The sequence below is a fragment of the Arthrobacter sp. efr-133-R2A-120 genome (assembly GCF_030209835.1).
GTDB lineage: Bacteria > Actinomycetota > Actinomycetes > Actinomycetales > Micrococcaceae > Arthrobacter.
In genome coordinates this window covers 25833-43065 of sequence record NZ_JARVRF010000026.1, presented here as the reverse complement: position 1 = coordinate 43065, position 17233 = coordinate 25833, and the positions used below count along the sequence as shown (strand labels likewise).

The 17233-nt window shown below is 63.7% G+C and carries 17 protein-coding genes and 1 tRNA gene; 8 read left to right on the top strand and 10 right to left on the bottom strand.

Annotated elements, in window-relative coordinates; all coding sequences use genetic code 11:
* Positions 1-25: 25 nt before the first annotated feature.
* The 7 genes from QRN52_RS13705 to QRN52_RS13675 all read right to left on the bottom strand — a co-directional run bounded on the left by QRN52_RS13705 (position 26) and on the right by QRN52_RS13675 (position 6478).
* Positions 26-862 (bottom strand): ABC transporter permease, encoded by an 837-nt coding sequence (locus QRN52_RS13705; protein WP_284753328.1) that lies wholly within the window; start codon positions 860-862, stop codon positions 26-28.
* Positions 859-1611, bottom strand: a complete 753-nt coding sequence (locus QRN52_RS13700) for an ABC transporter permease (protein WP_284753326.1) — start codon at positions 1609-1611, stop codon at positions 859-861. Before QRN52_RS13700 ends, QRN52_RS13705 begins: the two co-directional genes overlap by 4 nt.
* Positions 1608-2372: an ABC transporter ATP-binding protein gene (locus QRN52_RS13695; protein WP_284753325.1), complete on the bottom strand. Its 765-nt coding sequence runs from the start codon at positions 2370-2372 to the stop codon at positions 1608-1610. Before QRN52_RS13695 ends, QRN52_RS13700 begins: the two co-directional genes overlap by 4 nt.
* Positions 2373-2564: 192 nt before the next feature.
* Positions 2565-4283 (bottom strand): glycoside hydrolase family 13 protein, encoded by a 1719-nt coding sequence (locus tag QRN52_RS13690; protein ID WP_284753324.1) that lies wholly within the window; start codon positions 4281-4283, stop codon positions 2565-2567.
* Positions 4284-4292: 9 nt separating this feature from the next.
* Positions 4293-5768, bottom strand: a complete 1476-nt coding sequence (locus QRN52_RS13685; RefSeq protein WP_476901812.1) for a GH1 family beta-glucosidase — start codon at positions 5766-5768, stop codon at positions 4293-4295.
* 232 nt (positions 5769-6000) lie between these two features.
* Positions 6001-6082 (bottom strand) — tRNA-Tyr (locus QRN52_RS13680).
* Positions 6083-6211: 129 nt separating this feature from the next.
* Positions 6212-6478, bottom strand: a complete 267-nt coding sequence (locus tag QRN52_RS13675) for a hypothetical protein (RefSeq protein WP_284753323.1) — start codon at positions 6476-6478, stop codon at positions 6212-6214.
* Positions 6479-6682: 204 nt separating this feature from the next.
* Here QRN52_RS13675 and QRN52_RS13670 point away from each other — a divergent pair, with 204 nt between their 5' ends.
* The 5 genes from QRN52_RS13670 to QRN52_RS13650 all read left to right on the top strand — a co-directional run bounded on the left by QRN52_RS13670 (position 6683) and on the right by QRN52_RS13650 (position 11756).
* Positions 6683-7174: a YajQ family cyclic di-GMP-binding protein gene (locus QRN52_RS13670; protein ID WP_059387254.1), complete on the top strand. Its 492-nt coding sequence runs from the start codon at positions 6683-6685 to the stop codon at positions 7172-7174.
* Positions 7175-7486: 312 nt separating this feature from the next.
* Positions 7487-8368 carry an iron uptake transporter permease EfeU gene (gene efeU, locus QRN52_RS13665; protein ID WP_284753321.1) on the top strand — a complete coding sequence of 294 codons (882 nt, stop codon included), beginning with the start codon at positions 7487-7489 and terminating at the stop codon, positions 8366-8368.
* A gap of 33 nt (positions 8369-8401) precedes the next feature.
* A complete protein-coding gene (gene efeO / locus QRN52_RS13660) occupies positions 8402-9628 on the top strand; it encodes an iron uptake system protein EfeO (RefSeq protein WP_284753319.1) in 1227 nt (408 codons plus the stop codon).
* A gap of 122 nt (positions 9629-9750) precedes the next feature.
* Positions 9751-11061: an iron uptake transporter deferrochelatase/peroxidase subunit gene (gene efeB / locus QRN52_RS13655; RefSeq protein ID WP_284753358.1), complete on the top strand. Its 1311-nt coding sequence runs from the start codon at positions 9751-9753 to the stop codon at positions 11059-11061.
* On the top strand, positions 11058-11756 hold the full coding sequence (locus QRN52_RS13650; RefSeq protein WP_284753318.1) for a hypothetical protein: 699 nt from the start codon (positions 11058-11060) through the stop codon (positions 11754-11756). Before efeB ends, QRN52_RS13650 begins: the two co-directional genes overlap by 4 nt.
* Before the next feature lie 87 nt (positions 11757-11843).
* Here QRN52_RS13650 and htpX read toward each other — a convergent pair whose 3' ends face one another.
* The 3 genes from htpX to QRN52_RS13635 all read right to left on the bottom strand — a co-directional run bounded on the left by htpX (position 11844) and on the right by QRN52_RS13635 (position 14356).
* Positions 11844-12713, bottom strand: a complete 870-nt coding sequence (htpX, locus tag QRN52_RS13645) for a zinc metalloprotease HtpX (RefSeq protein ID WP_284753316.1) — start codon at positions 12711-12713, stop codon at positions 11844-11846.
* Positions 12714-12894: 181 nt separating this feature from the next.
* On the bottom strand, positions 12895-14166 hold the full coding sequence (locus QRN52_RS13640; RefSeq protein WP_284753314.1) for an MFS transporter: 1272 nt from the start codon (positions 14164-14166) through the stop codon (positions 12895-12897).
* Positions 14167-14212: 46 nt separating this feature from the next.
* Positions 14213-14356 (bottom strand): hypothetical protein, encoded by a 144-nt coding sequence (locus tag QRN52_RS13635; protein WP_284753313.1) that lies wholly within the window; start codon positions 14354-14356, stop codon positions 14213-14215.
* 40 nt (positions 14357-14396) lie between these two features.
* On the opposite strand from QRN52_RS13635, the gene QRN52_RS13630 reads away from it, so the two are divergent.
* From QRN52_RS13630 to QRN52_RS13620, 3 genes are all read left to right on the top strand, one after another.
* The gene (locus QRN52_RS13630; RefSeq protein WP_184738401.1) at positions 14397-14888 is read left to right on the top strand and encodes a Fur family transcriptional regulator; all 492 of its coding nucleotides are present in this window, start codon (positions 14397-14399) and stop codon (positions 14886-14888) included.
* Positions 14885-16369, top strand: coding sequence for a catalase (locus QRN52_RS13625; protein WP_284753311.1), 1485 nt, complete (start codon positions 14885-14887; stop codon positions 16367-16369). Before QRN52_RS13630 ends, QRN52_RS13625 begins: the two co-directional genes overlap by 4 nt.
* A gap of 216 nt (positions 16370-16585) precedes the next feature.
* Positions 16586-17221 (top strand): DUF2461 domain-containing protein, encoded by a 636-nt coding sequence (locus QRN52_RS13620; RefSeq protein ID WP_284753310.1) that lies wholly within the window; start codon positions 16586-16588, stop codon positions 17219-17221.
* Positions 17222-17233: the final 12 nt, after the last annotated feature.

Sequence of the window (17233 nt, the reverse complement as noted above, 5' to 3'; positions counted from 1 at the left end):
GGGAGCAATTCCTGAGTGGTGGGACCTATTTGAATCTCACGGAAACGTGGTCTTCGAGCCTCTTGGTGAGGGCGAAGACGATGATCGACACAACTGACGTGATGCAGGCGATGGCCCAGACGGTCACAGTGTCGCTGCGGACAATCGAATCGGTAATCAGTTGCCCGAGCCCGCCGATGGAGAGCAAATACTGCGCAAGGATCACTGCGCCGATGGAAAAGGGTGCCGTCATTCGGATGGCTGCGAGCAGGCCGGGCACCGCCTGCGGCAGCAGGAGCCGAAAAAGGGTGCTCCGGCGGCTGGCTCCGAAGACGCGGAAGACATCCTCGGATGAGCCATTCGCCTGCCGGAGCCGGCCAAGGACCAGAACGAACGTGGGAAAGAACGAAAGCAGCATGACGATGACGATGATCGTGATTTCGTTGTAGCCAACAAGCCGCCCGATGACGGGAAGCATTGCAACCACCGGGATAGCTTGCAGGACACTGGTGGTGGGGGTGATGAGTCCGTCGAGGATGGACGAATACCACACCAGGATCGCCAGACCGGACCCAACGCCGAGGCCGAGCACCGTGCCCGGGACGGCGAGCGCGAGGGTGATGAGTGTCGGTTCGGCAAACGTCTGCGGCTTGTTGAAGATATGCGCCGCAACGCTCAGCGGGCGGGGCAGGAGAAGATCCGTGTAGCCGTTGAGGACGGCGACGAGTTCCCAAAGCAGAAGCAGCGCAATGATCGGCCAGCCCAGCGTGAGGATGCGGCCGAGTGATGCCCTAACTGCCGGCGAGAGCCGTTGGCGTCGTGGGGCTCCGACGTTCGGTACGGATGCGAGGCGGGTAGCGAGAACTGGAGATTCCTTGGTCACACGAACCTCTTTCCGACCATCTTTTGAATCGCCACCATGGCGTAGAAAGCGATGAGCGAGACGAGGGCAGCTGTGAGGGCTACCACGAAGAGCAGCTTGACCTGGAAGTTCTGCATGGAGCTGATCATCAGTACGCCCAGACCGGTGGGCGCACCGAACCATTCCCCAAGAACGGCACCGAGGACAGCCCCGGAGCCGGCAAGGGTGAGGCCTCCGAGCAGGCTGGGCACGGCGCTGGGCAGGCTCAGCCGGATAATGTGCTGAAGGCGGGAAGCTCCGGAGACCCTGAACAAGTCCGAATGGGTGGCGGAGACCGCCACCAGCCCCGATGCGGTTGCTACAAACATCGCGAAACCCGAGCCGAGCGCCGCGGTAAGCACCGACATTCCCTGCGGCCCGACGAGCGCGATAAGCAGCGGCGCGAGCGCCACGAGCGGGATGGTGTTCAGAATCGAAGCGGTCTGGTCCAGGCCCGCTCGCAGGGGCGGGAGTAGGAACCCGAGGAAGCCCACGGCCGTGCCGACGAATGATCCGATGAGCAGTCCGGTTCCCGCTGAAGCCAAGGTGGCGCCAAGGGCTCGAAACAAGAGTGAGCTAGAGAGCTTGGACCCAAGGACGGACCAGACGGCGTCGATAGGTGCCGGCCAGGCCTTTCCCGCTAGACCGAGCCTGCCGACAACCTCCGAAACGAGGATCAGGGTGAGCGCACCGATGATCCCGAGAACAATCTTCTTTGTCTGGGGCCTCATGAGGCGTCCAGCATTCGCGTGAGCCGGTCGACGACGTGGTGGAACTCCGCGGTCCGTTCGAGTCCTTCGGTCCGGACTGTGTCGAAGGAAAGGACTTCCTCGTGCCGGACCCGGCCCGGGTTGGCGGCGAGAACCACCACGCGCTGTGCGAGGAAGACTGCCTCTTCGACGTCGTGCGTGACAAGCACAGTAGTGGTGCGTTCCTCGTCCCAGATCCGTGCCAGCTCCAGGTTCATCCTGCGCCGCGTGACGGCGTCCAGGGCCCCGAAGGGTTCATCTAGCAAAAGCACATCCGGTTTCAGGATGAGGGACCTGGCAATCGAGGCGCGTTGCCGCATTCCACCAGAGAGCTGCCGGGGGTGGGCATCGCGGAAATCGGCCAGGCCGACTAGTTCGAGCAGTTCCTCGATGCGGGCCGAGTCCACGGGGCGTTTGGCCAGCTGATAGGGAAGCGAGACGTTCTGGTAGACAGTCAGCCACGGAAGGAGCGCGTGGTCCTGGAAAGCTACACCGAGCCGGTGTTCGTTCACGAGCTCCTGCGGCTCGCGCCCGTTGACGGCCAGTCTGCCTGCGGAGGGCCTCTCCAAGCCAGCGATCATGCGGAGAATGGTCGACTTGCCACACCCGGAGGGGCCGAGCAAGGCGAGGAATTCGCCTTGCCCGACCTCGAGGGTGACGTCCTTGAGCGCGGTGTACATGTTCCGCTTCTTGAGGGGGAAAGTCTTTTCAACGCGGTCGAGCGATATGCCTGTTGCACTCATGACCGGTCCCTTTCGATTGCGCGGCGCGTGCCGCGGTTCGGACAAATTCAGGATGGGTAGATTCGGCCAGAGGATCAGAGGGCTCCGGCGGCCGCATTGTTATGCGCTTAGATTTTGAATCTGAAAAAATGGCCTTCCAGCCAACTGCGATTAAGCCTAGCGAGCAATTGTTTCGATCGGATGACAGGTCGGTTACCCTTCGCGGACGTGTTTTCCCGGGGTCTTCGGCTCCCCACGAAGAAGCCATGCGGTGCAGTTCGCGGGAAGTTTCCCGCCCGTGACGACTGAACTGCTGATGAGGATCTCCCCGTCCGGCAGAGCGATTGGCTGGTCTTGGAAGTTCGTGACTGACTCCCACCCGCCGTCGCGTTGGAAGTGCAGGACGTCTGAGTTCCCGGAGTCGACCCACCGCAGAGTTTCGGAAGTCCGCAGACTGCTCCGCAAGCGAAGGGCGTCCTTGTACATCCACAAGGTGGACGACCGATCGCCTTTCTGGGCGTCAACCGACAACCTCGCAAAGCCTGCGGGCTGCGGCAGATGGGCGGCCCCACGGCCGAAGCCGAATGAGGGGCCATCAGCCGACCAAGGCAAGGGGATACGGCAACCGTCGCGGCCGACGTCGACGTTCCTGTTACGGAAGAATGTGGGGTCCTGGCGCATTTCATCGGGGATGTCCGGGATCTCATGAAGACCAAGTTCCTCGCCTTGATATAGATAGGCAGAGCCCGGGAGCGCAAGCATCAGCAGCGTGGCCGCTCGCGCACGGCGGAGCCCGAGGTCACGCTTGAGGACGGGCCGGAGTCCGCCGGTGAGCAGCCACGCCCGGCCGGGCCACACGGTGCCGCCAGCATCCTTGGGGGGAAGCCCGTAGCGGGTGGGGTGCCTGACGACGTCGTGGTTTGAAAGAACCCAAGTTGACGAGGAACCGGACTCCCCCGAGAGCGCCAGGTTCTCGGTAATCACGGCCCGGAACTGGCCAGCGTCGAAGTCGGCACTAAGGAGATCGAAATTGAACGCCTGGCCTAGGTTGTCCTGGCTGGCGTACCGGACGCGCCGGTTCGGCTCAACCCAGGCTTCAGCGACGGCGGTGCGCGGTGGATCGTATTCGTTGAGTACCTTCCGCCATTCGGCGTAGATGGAATGAACCTCATCGCGGTCCCAGAAGGGGTGGCTTCCGTCCATCACGGTGCTGTCCACGGTTGCCCAAGCGGGAAGCCGATCGGCAGTCAGATCCTTCGCCAGCCCGTGGGCGACGTCGACGCGGAACCCGTCCACGCCGCGGTCCGACCAGAACCTGAGGGTGGTCAGGAAGTCGGCGCGGACCTCCTGGTTCTCCCAGTTGAAGTCTGGCTGCTCGCGGGCAAAAAGGTGGAGGTAGAACTGGCCGTCCCCGACAGGCTCCCAGGCGGAGCCGCCGAACATCGACTCCCAGTCGCTCGGCGGCTGCGCCCCGTCCGGACCGATGCCGTCACGGAAGATATAGCGATCGCGTTCTGGCGATCCCTTCGGCGCCGCCAGCGCCTCCTTGAACCACTGGTGCTGGTTGGAGCTGTGGTTGGGGACGATATCGACCACGAGCTTGATGCCGGAGTCGTGCAGGGCGCCAATCATGACGTCGAAGTCAGCCAGGGTGCCGAGTTTCGGGTCGACGTCACGGTAATTGTCGACGTCGTAACCTCCATCGGCGAGAGCCGAAGGGTAGAAGGGACTCAGCCAGACGGCGTCGACTCCGAGAGACGCGAGGTAGGGAATGCGCGAGGTGATCCCGGCGAGATCACCGATGCCGTCGCCGTTCGAGTCAGCGAAGCTTCGGGGGTAGATCTGGTAGACGGCGGCTTGCCGCCACCAGTTACTTTCGTCGGCCGGGCCGTCGGGGCGGTCTTCCATTGCCGTCTGCGCTGTATTCAACATGGACCTCCTTCAGCTGCCCGATTCGGAAGGCGCGTCTTTGGGCGCTGAGGCGTGTCCGATAATGGAGGAATAGACGAGTCCCGAGTCCTTGATGGTACGGACATGGGTTTCATAATCCACATGGACCATACCGAAGCGCTTTTCGTAGCCCCATGCCCACTCATAGTTGTCGAGCAAGGACCAGAGGAAATAGCCTCGAACATCCGCTCCTTCGTCAATCGCATCCGCGACGCTCTCAAGGTGATCCAGGACGTACTGGGTGCGTTCGACGTCGTGTACGCGTCTCGCATTGGTGATTTCGTCGTCGAACGCCGCTCCGTTTTCCGTCACGTACAGCGGTGGAAGGTTCGGGTATTCCCTGCCGAGCCGCGCGAGGAGATGGCGGAGTCCGTCCGGGTTGATCTCCCAGTCCATCCCTGTGCGGGCGAGCCCGCGCGACGGGAAGGTGATGTGCTCTGAGCCCACATACGGCGAAGCGATCTTGCGATCGGTTGCCATGGCGAAACCGGCGTCGCCATCCGGCAGGGGGCGTCCGGACACGTTGTCATCATGGTAGTAATTCACGCCCAGGAAATCGATCGGCGCGGATATGGTCGCGAGGTCGCCGTCGTGGACGAGTTGCTCGAAGCCCAGGCCCGCGACATCGTCCTGGAAGTCGTCCGGGTACGTTCCAAGGACAAGGGGTTCCAGGTAGATCCGATTCTGCAGGGCGTCGAAGCGGCGGGCGGCGTCGATGTCCACCCGGTTCCCTGGATCCGCTGGAATGGCGTTCGACAGGTTGAGGGTGATGCCGAGGTTTTGGGCGCCAAATTCACGCAGGCTGCGCACAGCAAGCCCGTGCGCAAGGTTCTGGTGGTGCACCGACGCGAGCCCGTCCTCTCGGGATGTCCGTCCCGGGGCGTGAAGGCCGGCCGCATAGGACAACAAAGACGAACAGAACGGTTCGTTGAAAGTGGTCCAGTGCTGGACTCGATCGCCGAGCGCGCCGTACACCACTTCGGCATAGTCTTGGAATCGGAAGGCGGTATCGCGATTGACCCAGCCTCCTTTATCTTCAACGGCCTGGGGCATATCCCAGTGGTATAGAGTCAGCCACGGCAGGATGCCAGCTTCAAGAAGCTCGTCGACCAAACGGGAGTAGAAATCCAGCCCGGTTTGGTTGACCGCACGGTCCCCCGGCTTGATGCGCGCCCAACTCGTCGAAAATCGATAGGACCCAAGACCCAGTCTCTTCATGAGTGATACGTCTTCGGGCATCCGGTGATAGTGGTCCACGGCAACTTCGGGCGTGTCCCCATTGGCGACCGCTCCCGGGATCCGTGCAAACGCATCCCAGACACTGTCTTCCTTGCCGTATAGGTGGGCGGCACCTTCGATCTGTGCAGCCGCTGTAGCTGACCCCCAGAGGAACCCGGGAGGCCAAGCACGGCGCCGTAGGGACGCGACTTGCTCCAGCTGGGCAGCAGGGATTGTTGTGACAGTCACGAGAGAACTACTCCTTCGATGAGCCAAATGTTATGCGCTTAGATTACATATCCCGCGTTTCGCGGAAGTAACGCCGGCCAGCGACACGGAAAATCGCCACCGACACCCGAATCCGGGCGTCGAGAATCCACCAGCGCCTCGCAGGCGATTTTCCGCGTCGAACGGCCCACCCAAGAAAACACGGACATACAAAAAATCCCCGGAACCATATGGTTCCGGGGATTTAATTTTGTGGCAGATGAGGGATTCGAACCCCCGTAGGCGTTGCCAGCTGATTTACAGTCAGCCCCCTTTGGCCGCTCGGGTAATCTGCCGAACTTCAAAAGAAGTCACTCCCGTTCATCGTTTCGTTTCCGATCCGGTAAGCGCGAGCAAGACAACCTTACAGAACTTCCGCCGAAGAATCGAATCGAGCCCTCGGAGCTACAAAATCAGCGGAAATCTCAAGCATCGCCAAGTATCCGGCCGGCCAGTTTGGCCTCGAAACTCGCCGCCTGTTCAAGGGTGATCTGGTTGAGCTGCACGGCCCGCAGCAAGTCCGCGTGAACGCCGTCCATCCGCGACGCCGCATCCGGGACCGGGCTCAGGACCACGGAAGCCGCGAGCGCTGCGGCTGCAACCGCGCTTGCGGCGGTGGCGGCAGCGACTCCGATTGAACCGGCGGCGGCAGCGGCTGACTTGGTGACGTATCGGACGGCCTGGTTGCTCATGGTGCTCCCTTTCAGGACGGGCTCTTCAAACTGATACAACTCTGTCGGGGCAGTCTCAGTTCCGGCCATGCGTGTGCTGTGAGCGAACTGTGAACGTTCAGCACACGCCCGGCGCTTCCGTATTAGGCTGGTTGGCAGACAAAGCCGCCCGTTTCCGGGCCGCAACGCACCAATCAAACGCAACGCACCAATCAAAGGAGAGTCATGGCAGGCGAATCCACATTCGACGTCGTCAGCAAGGTAGACAAGCAGGAAGTCGCCAACGCGCTCCACCAGTCCCAGAAGGAAATCGCCCAGCGATACGACTTCAAGGGCGTCGGCGCGGAGATCGACTTCAGCGGCGAGAAGATCCTCATGAAGGCCAACTCCGAGGACCGCATCCTCGCTGTCCTGGACGTATTCCAGTCCAAACTCATCAAGCGCGGTATCTCCCTGAAGTCCCTCGACCAGGGCGAGCCTTACCCCTCCGGCAAGGAATTCCGCCTGGAATGCTCCATCAAGGAGGGCATCGCCCAGGACATCGCGAAGAAGATCAACAAGATCATCCGCGACGAAGCCCCGAAGTCCGTCAAGTCCCAGATCCAGGGCGACGAACTCCGCGTCACCTCGAAGTCCCGAGATGACCTGCAGGAAACCATGAACATCCTGAAGAAGTTCGAAGAGGCCGACCTCCAGTTCGTGAACTTCCGCAGCTAGGACTTCGCTGCGGCCCCGGCCGCCATCCAGAAGTACGACGACGGCGCGTTGCCCCCTGAGCGGGCAACGCGCCGTCGTCGTTAATGGAGACAGGCGCGTCACGCCACGCAACTTTTTGGGGTCGAAGCCTGGCGAAGTCCCCGGGATTCCGCGGGTGCACCGATCCACGGAGGTCAAAGACTGCAGCGCGTGACAGGCACGCCCGCGTAACCTCCGGCAATTACGACACGTTCTGTTTGCGTAATCGGATCAAACGGGTACTGTACTTCCTTAGGCGAGCCTAAGTGTGGCTCCCCTAACGAAAGATTCCAGATGACCGCGAACTTCCTGATCGGCCTGCGCGAAGGCCTTGAAGCCACCCTCGTTGTGGTCCTGCTCATGGCCTACCTGGTCAAAACCGGACGCCGCTCGCTGCTCCCCAGGCTTTGGGCCGGCGTCGGCATCGCTGTGGCCGTTTCCATCGCCTTCGGGGCACTGCTCACCTTCGGTCCGCAGGGACTGACTTTCGCTGCGCAGGAGGCGATCGGGGGCGGATTGTCCATTGTCGCCGTCGCGCTCGTCACCTGGATGGTCTTCTGGATGGCGCGCACTGCCCGCAGCCTCGGCGGCGAGTTGAAGTCCCAAGTGGACAAGATGGCCGACGGCGCCGCGTGGGGCCTCGTGGTCGTGGCTGCACTCGCGGTGGGCCGCGAAGGGCTTGAGACGGCGCTGTTCCTTTGGGCTGCTGCCCAGGCCGCCGGGGAATCGTCGCAGCCGCTGCTCGGTGCGCTGCTCGGGCTGGCCGTCGCTGCCGGACTCGGATACTTACTGCACCGCGGAGTCCTTAAGGTCAATCTCTCGCGGTTCTTCACCTGGACAGGAGTCGGCCTCATCGTGATCGCGGGCGGCGTGCTGGCCTATGGCATCCATGACCTCCAGGAAGCCGGGATCCTGCCCGGGCTCCACACCCTCGCGTTCGACGTCTCCGCAGCAATCCCGCCGTCGTCCTGGTACGGCACCCTGCTGAAGGGCACCCTCAACCTGTCCCCGGCCACCACCTGGCTCGAAGCCGGGGCCTGGCTGCTGTACGTGATTCCGGTGCTCTACTTCTACATTCGCGCCAACGGTTCCGCACCGGCGAAATCTCCCGGCAACGCCGCCGCAGAAAACGCCGCCGCTTCCCAGACCGCTTCCCAGGCCGCCAACGCCGCCTAACGCTTCCCGCACCCCCAACAGAAGGAAACCCCAATGCCTGGCACTCCCCTGCCCAAAATTGCCCTGCCCAAAAAGACCCTGCCCAAAAAGGCCTCCCGCCACCGGAAGTCCTTTGCCCTTATCGCCGCTGCCGCAGCCGTTCCGCTGGTACTCACCGGATGCACGGACAATGCAAAGACGCCCGGCTCCAGCGCCTCCGCCGGACCTATCCAGGTCACCAGCACCAAAACCGAGTGCAAGCTTTCCACCGGAAGCGTCCCCAGCGGCAACCTGAGCTTCGCGGTCAAGAACGATGGCACTGAAATCACCGAGTTCTACCTCCTCGCCGAGGACGGCTTGCGGATCGTCGGCGAAGTGGAGAACATCGGTCCGGGCCTGACCCGCAACCTGGTGGTCACGGCTCCCGCAGGCAAGTACACCACCGCGTGCAAGCCCGGCATGCAGGGCGACGGTATCCGTGCCGCCTTTGAGGTCACGGATTCCGGAAACAAGACCGGCGTCGACGCCGATTTCCAGAAGCTTGCGGACACCGGCGTCCAGCAGTACACGGCGTACGTCAAGGACCAGACCGAACAACTCGTGACCGGCACCAAGGCCTTCGCTGACGCCTACGCGGCGGGCGACACAACAAAGGCCCGCGAACTCTACTCGGCAACGCGCATGCACTGGGAGCGGATCGAACCGGTCGCGGAATCCTTCGGCGACCTCGACCCCAAGCTCGACGCCCGCGAAGCCGACCTTGAGCCCGGCCAGGAATGGACCGGCTGGCATCGCACGGAGAAGGACCTCTTCCCACCCGCCGGATACACGGCGCTGACGGCCGCTGAACGAGCCAAGATTGCCACACAGCTCGTTGCCGATACCGAGGAACTCGGCAAACGCACCCGCACCGTTGAGCTCTCCGCGGACAAGCTCGGCAACGGCGCCAAGGAGCTCCTGGACGAAGTTGCGCGCGGTAAGGTCACCGGCGAAGAAGAAATCTGGTCCCACACGGACCTCTGGGACTTCCAGGCCAATGTCGACGGCGCCCGGATCGCATTCGAGAACCTCAAGCCCGCGCTCGCGCAGAAGGACCCCGCCCTGGCCACGAGCCTCGACGGGAAGTTCGCTGCCCTGCAGGTCGAGCTCAAGAAGCACGCCAAGGGCGACGGTTTCGCGTACTACAACGAACTCAGCCCCGCCGAGGTCCAGCAGCTCGCCGCTCTGGTCGACGCCCTGGGCGAGCCGCTGTCCAAGCTCACCTCGGCAGTAGTCCTGTGAGCGGATGCCCCTTCAACCACGAGCCCGCTGAGGCGCCCGACGGCGGCACCCAGGCTGCCGCCGTCGGGCCGGCAAACGCGCCTGGCACCCTGGCGCCCGACGGCGGGATGGCCGCCGTCGGGATGGCCGGCGCCGCGTCCGCCGCCGAATCCCCCAAGGGCGGCAAGCGGGGCATGTCCCGTCGTGGACTGTTCTCCCTCGCCGGCATAGGCGGCGCCGGTGCCGTGGCAGGTCTTGCCGCCGGATACCTTAGCCATGATGCGGTGGCAGCTCAGGCGGCCACCCCTGCAGGCGATGTGGTTCCCTTCTACGGCGAACGCCAAGCCGGCATCATCACTCCCGCCCAGGACCGCCTCCACATGGCCGCCTTCGACGTGACGGTTGAGGACCGTGCCGCGGTGATCCAGCTCCTGAAGGACTGGACTGCCGCGGCCGAAGCAATGACCGCCGGCCGTACAACGGGCGCGACCGGCGCCGTCGACGGATCCTACGACGCGCCCCCGGAAGACACCGGCGAGGCGCTGGATCTCGCGGCGGGCAAGCTGACCTTGACGTTCGGCTTTGGCCCGGGCCTCTTCGAAAAGGACGGCAAGCCCCGCTTCGGCTTGGAGGGCCGCAGGCCTGACGCACTGATTGACCTGCCGCATTTCCCCGGCGACGCCCTTGAGGCTGCGCGTACGGGCGGCGACCTTGTGGTCCAGGCGTGCGCCGACGATCCCCAGGTAGCCGTCCATGCGATCCGGAATCTCGCACGCATCGGCTTTGGGAAAGTGCGTGTCCGCTGGTCCCAGCTGGGCTTCGGCCGCACCTCGTCCACGTCCCGGGCACAGACGACCGCGCGCAACCTCTTCGGTTTCAAGGACGGCACTGCCAACCTGAAGTCGGAAGACGCGGCACTCCTCAACGAGCACGTCTGGGCCACCGCTGGAACCCGCCAGGGTGAAGCGTGGATGGCCGGCGGCAGCTACCTTGTCTCCCGACGGATCCGAATGCACATCGAGATCTGGGACCGGACGTCACTGCGGGAACAGGAAGGGCTGATCGGTCGCACCAAAGGGTCGGGAGCGCCCTTGTCCGGAGGAGAGGAATTCACGGCGCCGGACTTTTCAATCAAGGGGCGCGACGGCGAGCCGTTGATCGCCCTGGATTCCCACGTCCGCCTCGCCCACGCGGACCAGAACAACGGCGTGAAGATGCTCCGCCGAGGGTACAACTACACGGATGGTTCGGACGGACTCGGCCACCTCGACGCCGGGCTGTTCTTCATAGCTTTCGTCAAGGACCCGCGGACGCACTATGTGCCGATGCAGATGGCCATGGCAAAGAGCGACAAGCTGGCTTTGGAGTACCTCAAGCACACGGGCTCCGGCCTGTTCGCAGTGCCTCCGGGCATCAAGCCGGGCGGCTTCATCGGCGAGGGCTTGTTCGCATGAGCACTGCCGTCGTCGAACCCGGCGGCGGCACCAGCAAGACAGAAGACACGGCCAGCATTGCAGAGGGGGACGGCATGATGCCGTCCCCCAAATCTTCCCCGCATCCGGGCCGCAGGAAGACCGTCGTCCTAGGAGGCGCCTGCACTGCTGCTTGGGCGGGATCGGTGTCGGCTGGCGCCCTGGTGGACTGCGGTCCAGACCTTCACCGTGTCGGCCTGGCATGCCAAATCATTGCGCTGGTGCTGTCCTTCGGCGCCATCCTGGTTGTCGATTGGGTGGGCTTCCTGTGGCTCGTCGGCAAGCGGGACATCCACGACACCCGACGCCTCAAGGCCGCCGCCCAGCCGCTGATCTGGGGTGGATTGGTCGTGTTGCTTGTCTCCGGCGCCATGATCAGGCCGGACATCACCGGCCACGTCACCCAGGTCAAGCTGCTGTGTGTTTTGGTGCTCATGCTGAATGGGATCGCCGTGGCTCCCGTAATGCGCCGGCTCCATGCGCTCCCGGTTGGAACGCATTTCAAAGTCCGTGGCGGGCCGACTGCGTGCGCGGCTGCTCGTGGCCTTGTGCATTTCCCAAGGCTGCTGGTGGACGGCGGCGCTGGTGGGGCTGGTAAACAGCACCCTGCGGCGCTGGGCGGGCGATTAGCTCCCGTCGAAGCGCTCTGGCTTGTTCGCGGTGCCTCCGGGCACTAAGGCGGGCGGCTTCATTGGTGAGGGCTTGTTCGCATGAAGCCGCCCGTCGTCGGACGCGGCCGGCAGGCTGACCTACGGGACCGCTGGCTAGGAAAGCGGCCGTCCGGCCATCCGCTCGAGCCGCTCGATGCGCTCGCGCATGGGCGGGTGGGTGGCGAACAGCTTGGTCATGGCACCGCCGCGGAACGGGTTGGCGATCATGAGGTGCGAAGTGTTCACGAGGCGCTGATCCTGTGGCAGTGGCACCTGCTTCACGCCGGCCTCGATCCTGCGGAGGGCTGAGGCGAGCGCCAGCGGATCGCCGGTGAGCTCCGCGCCGTCGTGGTCGGCGTCGTACTCCCTGGTCCGGGAAATGGCGAGCTGGATCAGCGAGGCGGCAAACGGCGCCAGGAGCGCCATGGCGATCATCGCAATCGGATTGGCGTTCCGCCGGTCCCCGCCACCGAAGAACAGCAGCATCTGGCCCACCGAAGTAATGACGCCGGCGACGGCGGCCGCAATGGACGAGGTGAGGATGTCGCGGTTGTAGACGTGCATGAGCTCATGCCCGAGCACGCCGCGGAGCTCGCGGGCGTCGAGCAAGTTCAGGATGCCCGCGGTGCAGCACACGGCGGCATTCTTCGGGTTGCGTCCCGTGGCGAAGGCATTGGGTGTCATGGTCGGCGAAACGTAGATCCGCGGCATGGGTTGGTTCGCCCGCACGGAGAGTTCCCGGACGATCTGGTACAGCTGCGGAGCCTCCGCTTCCGAAACCGGGTAGGCGGCCATGGAACGGATGGCGATCTTGTCGCTGTTCCAATATCCATAAGCCGTTGTCGCGACGCCGATCACTGCCATGATCCAGATGGGCGACGCACTGCGGGTGCCCACACCGATCACGGCACCAAGACCCAGCAGCACCGCCCAGAGCACACCGAAGAGCGCTGCGGTCTTCAGGCCATTGTGATGATTATGCACTTCACTACTTTCTTGCAGTCCGGCTTTTGTCTTGCATTGCATGCTGGTTCTGTTCCGATTAACGCCGACGGCGGCCCGGACGTTCCTGCTCTGCCCACCCAACTGACTCGCATTTAATGTCGTTCTGAGCCGCCATAACGACAACAACTGTCAGTTAGTTGGGCGTGGGGCTGGGTCTGGGCTAGGGCACCGGGTGGAGCGAATCGTACTGGAGGAATCCACGTTGCCCGCGCGCCACGAGCCACGCCAGTACCGCGCACAGCACGCCGCCAAGGAGCAGCACCCAGCCTTCGCTGAGAACCTTGGTGACGCCACCGGCGAGCATGTCCCCCACTCGTGGACCGCCCGCAACCACCACGATGAACACGCCTTGCAACCGTCCCCGCATGTGGTCCGGGGTGGCCGATTGCAGGATGGTGGTCCGGAAGACCGCGCTGATTGAGTCCGAGATCCCGGCAAAGGCACAACACATGGCCGCCGGGATGATCCAAGGCGTCACGCCGTCGCGCCCGCTGTCCCCGGCCAGGACCACCACGAGGCCGAAAGCTGCGATCGAGAAACCCCATCCGGCCACGGACCATACCACCGCGCTGCCTTGGCGCCGCACCCTCCCCAGAGGCCCGGAGAATAGTCCCGCCAGGAAGGCACCGACAGCTACAGAAGCGAGCAACACACCCACGGTGGTGTCGCCACCTCCGATCATCGTGGCTCCGATCGCGGGCATGAGGGCGCGCGGCTGGGCGCAGATCATCGCGATGAGGTCGATGATGAACGTCATGCGGAGGTTGGGCCGGGTGCCCAGGAAACGGAAGCCCTCGACGACGGAGCGCAGGCCGGGTGCCGACGCGTTCTCGGCCGCGGGAAGGGCCGGTAGCTTGAAAAGGCTCCACAGTGCGAAGGCGAAGCTCAGGGCATCGATCGTGTAGGTCCAGCCGAAACCGCTCGAAGCAACCAGCACACCTGCCAGCAAGGGGCCGGCCGTCATCGAAATGCCCATGTTCAGCATGCTCAACGCGTTGGCCGCGGGCAGCAGTTCCTTCCGGACCAGCAAGGGAATAATGGCGCTGCGTGCCGGCCCGTTGATGCCCTGCGCGCCGCTCTGGATCGCGACGAGGACGAACAGGATCCAGACATTGTTCAGCTGGAACCACGCTTGGAGTGCCAAGGCCACGCTGCAGCCCCACAAAAGGAGGGACGCAACAATAGCGACTTTCCGCCGGTCATAGGCATCCGAAAGGGCGCCGCCAAACAAGCCCGCGATCACCAGCGGAACTAAGGCAAAGATACTGAGCAGGCCCACATAGAGGCTCTGTTGGGTGATGCTGTAGACCTCGAGGCTCACGGCAACCAGGGTCAGCTGGGATCCGACCATTGACACCGAAGACCCGAGCCACAGGCGGCGGAATGCGGGGCTTTCGCGAAGCGGGGTCATATCAGCCAGGAGTTTTGCCACCGTCCAACCCTACCCACCCACGCGCCCGCCCTCCCGTAGCGCCGCGTCAGCGCTCGTCCGCTGCTGCGGCCGCCGCCGTCGCGCCCGAGTCCCAGGCCGCCGGGCCGCCGGCGTCCGCTGCTGCGGTGGCCGCCGGCGTGCCCGCGAGTCCCAGGCCGCCGTCGGCGGGTTCATCCGAAGTTAGCCTCACCTTATTGTGAAGTACTCATAATAAGTGCTTCAATGGGCGTATGGCAGATCACACGGCAGACCAGGAAGCGTGGGCTTCCGCCCTGCATTCCCACGGACGCCGCGTGACCAAGCAGCGTCTTGCGGTCCTCGCGGCCGTTCAGCACAATCCGCATTCCCCGGCCGAAGGCATCCTGGCTGCCGCACGCAAGGATCTTCCCGAACTGACAGCGCAGTCTGTTTATGTGGTGCTGAGCGACCTCACGGACCTACAGATGCTGCGGCGGTTCGAACCGCCCCACTCTCCCGCGCTGTACGAGACGCGGGTCGGCGACAACCACCACCACGCCGTGTGCATCAGTTGCGGCCGGGTGGAGGATGTCGACTGCGCCGTAGGCCATGCCCCTTGCCTCACCCCGCACTGGGATGAGCATTCCAAACCCATGACCATCCAGATCGCAGACGTCCTGTACCAAGGCATCTGCCAGGACTGCCAGGCCAAACAACAGCTTCCTACTCAAACGCAAGTAACCCACGAAATAGGAGAACGATGACCGCGAACATCTCGACCACCCAGTCGGGCGCCCCCGTCACCTCGGACGCGCATTCCAAGTCCGTTGGCGCCGACGGTGCCATCATCCTGACCGACCACTACTTGGTGGAAAAGCTCGCACAGTTCAACCGCGAGCGCGTCCCGGAGCGCGTTGTCCACGCCAAGGGCGGCGGCGCTTTCGGTACCTTCAAGACGTCCTCGGACGTTTCCAAGTACACCAAGGCAGCTTTCCTCCAGCCCGGCGTCCAGACGGACATGCTCATCCGTTTCTCCTCCGTTGCGGGCGAGAACGGCTCCCCGGACACCTGGCGCGACCCCCGCGGCTTCGCCGTCAAGTTCTACACTTCCGAGGGCAACTACGACCTCGTGGGCAACAACACTCCGGTGTTCTTCATCCGCGACGGCATCAAGTTCCCGGACTTCATCCACTCCCAGAAGCGCCTCCCGGGCACCCACCTGCGTGACGCCGACATGCAGTGGGATTTCTGGACCCTCTCCCCCGAGTCCGCACACCAGGTCACTTGGCTCATGGGCGACCGTGGCCTGCCGGCTTCCTGGCGCGAAATGCAGGGCTACGGCTCGCACACCTACCAGTGGATCAACGCCGAGGGCGAGCGCTTCTGGGTCAAGTACCACTTCAAGTCCAACCAGGGCGTCAAGTCGATCACCGGCGACGAAGCCGCCGAGTTGGCCGGCTCGGACGCGGACTTCTACATCCGCGATCTCCAGGAGAACATTGCCGCCGGCAACTTCCCGTCTTGGGAACTGCACGTCCAGGTCATGCCTTACGAGGACGCCAAGACCTACCGCTTCAACCCGTTCGACCTCACCAAGGTGTGGCCGCACGCGGACTACCCGCTGATCCACGTGGGCACCATGGAGCTCAACAAGAACCCGGAGAACTACTTCGCGCAGATCGAGCAGGCCACCTTTGCGCCGTCGAACTTCGTTCCGGGTATCGCCGCCTCCCCGGACAAGATGCTGCAGGCCCGCATCTTCTCCTACGCTGACGCGCACCGCTACCGCGTGGGCACCAACCACGCCCAGATCCCGGTGAACCAGCCGAAGAACCAGGTCAACAACTACAGCCAGGACGGCGCGGGACGCTTCCTGTTCAACGCTCCTTCGGTTCCGGTCTATGCACCGAACTCCGTGGGTGGCCCGGCTGCTGTTGAGCCGCAGAACCCGGCCGGCGGCTGGGAGAACGACGGCGAGCTGACGCTTTCCGCACACTCCCTGCACGCCGAGGACGGCGACTTCGTCCAGGCCGGCGCGCTGTACCGCGAGGTTTACGACGACGGCGCCAAGGCCCGTCTGCTGGACACCATCACCGGCGCCGTGGGTGGCGTCAAGAGCGCCGACATCAAGGAACGCGCCATCCAGTACTGGACCAACGTCGACGCTGAACTCGGTGCCAAGCTGCGCGCCAACCTCGGCGCGGGCGAAGGCGAGTCGGCTGCGGAAGCAGCCAACAAGCTGTAACAACGTCCACCAACGAAGCAACCCCGCTGCGGATTCTCCGCGGCGGGGTTGCTGTTTAATGCGCATGAATGCCTGGACTTGTTTGCGATTCCTGAGCTTGTATCTCGTGGAATGCGAAACAAGGTACCGACCCAGCGGCGAGGTTCCGCGGCGGGTTTTCCACATGGCCGACAATGGCTCTGGCTAGCCCGGCATTGTCATCCATAGGATCCTTACATGAGCACATTTACCGGGATCCCCGCAGAGGCCATCGCCTTCTATGCCGAACTTGAAGAGAACAACAACCGCGAATGGTGGTTGGCGCATAAAGACATCTACGACTCCGCCGTGAAGGAGCCATTGACGCTGTTGCTGGAAGAGCTTGAGCCGCGATTCGGGCCGGGCAAGGTTTTCCGTCCCAACCGCGACATCCGGTTCTCCCAAGACAAGTCCCCCTACAAGACGGCACAGGGAGCCTTTGCAGCGGATAACGAGGGTGTGGGCTTCTACCTCCAGCTCAGTGCAGACGGCTTGTTAGTCGGCGGTGGATGCCACTCGCGCACCCCCGAGCAGATTGCCCGGTTCCGCGCCGCCACCGATTCGCCGGCCAGCGGGGAGGAACTCCAGAAAATCGTCGATGCCATCGCCGCCGCGGGCTTCGCAGTGGAAGGCGAGAAGCTCAAGACCGTGCCGCGCGGTTTCGACAAAGACCATCCACGCGCCGAGCTCTTGAAGCACAAGTCGTTGTCTGCCGGAGTGACCTTGGGCGAACCGGAATGGATGTCCCAGCCCTCAGCCAAGGAAGAGATCGCCAAGCGTTGGGAGGTACTGCGCCCGCTCGTGGAGTGGGTCAACGAGCACGCGTCGCCGTAATCGTGGGGGTGA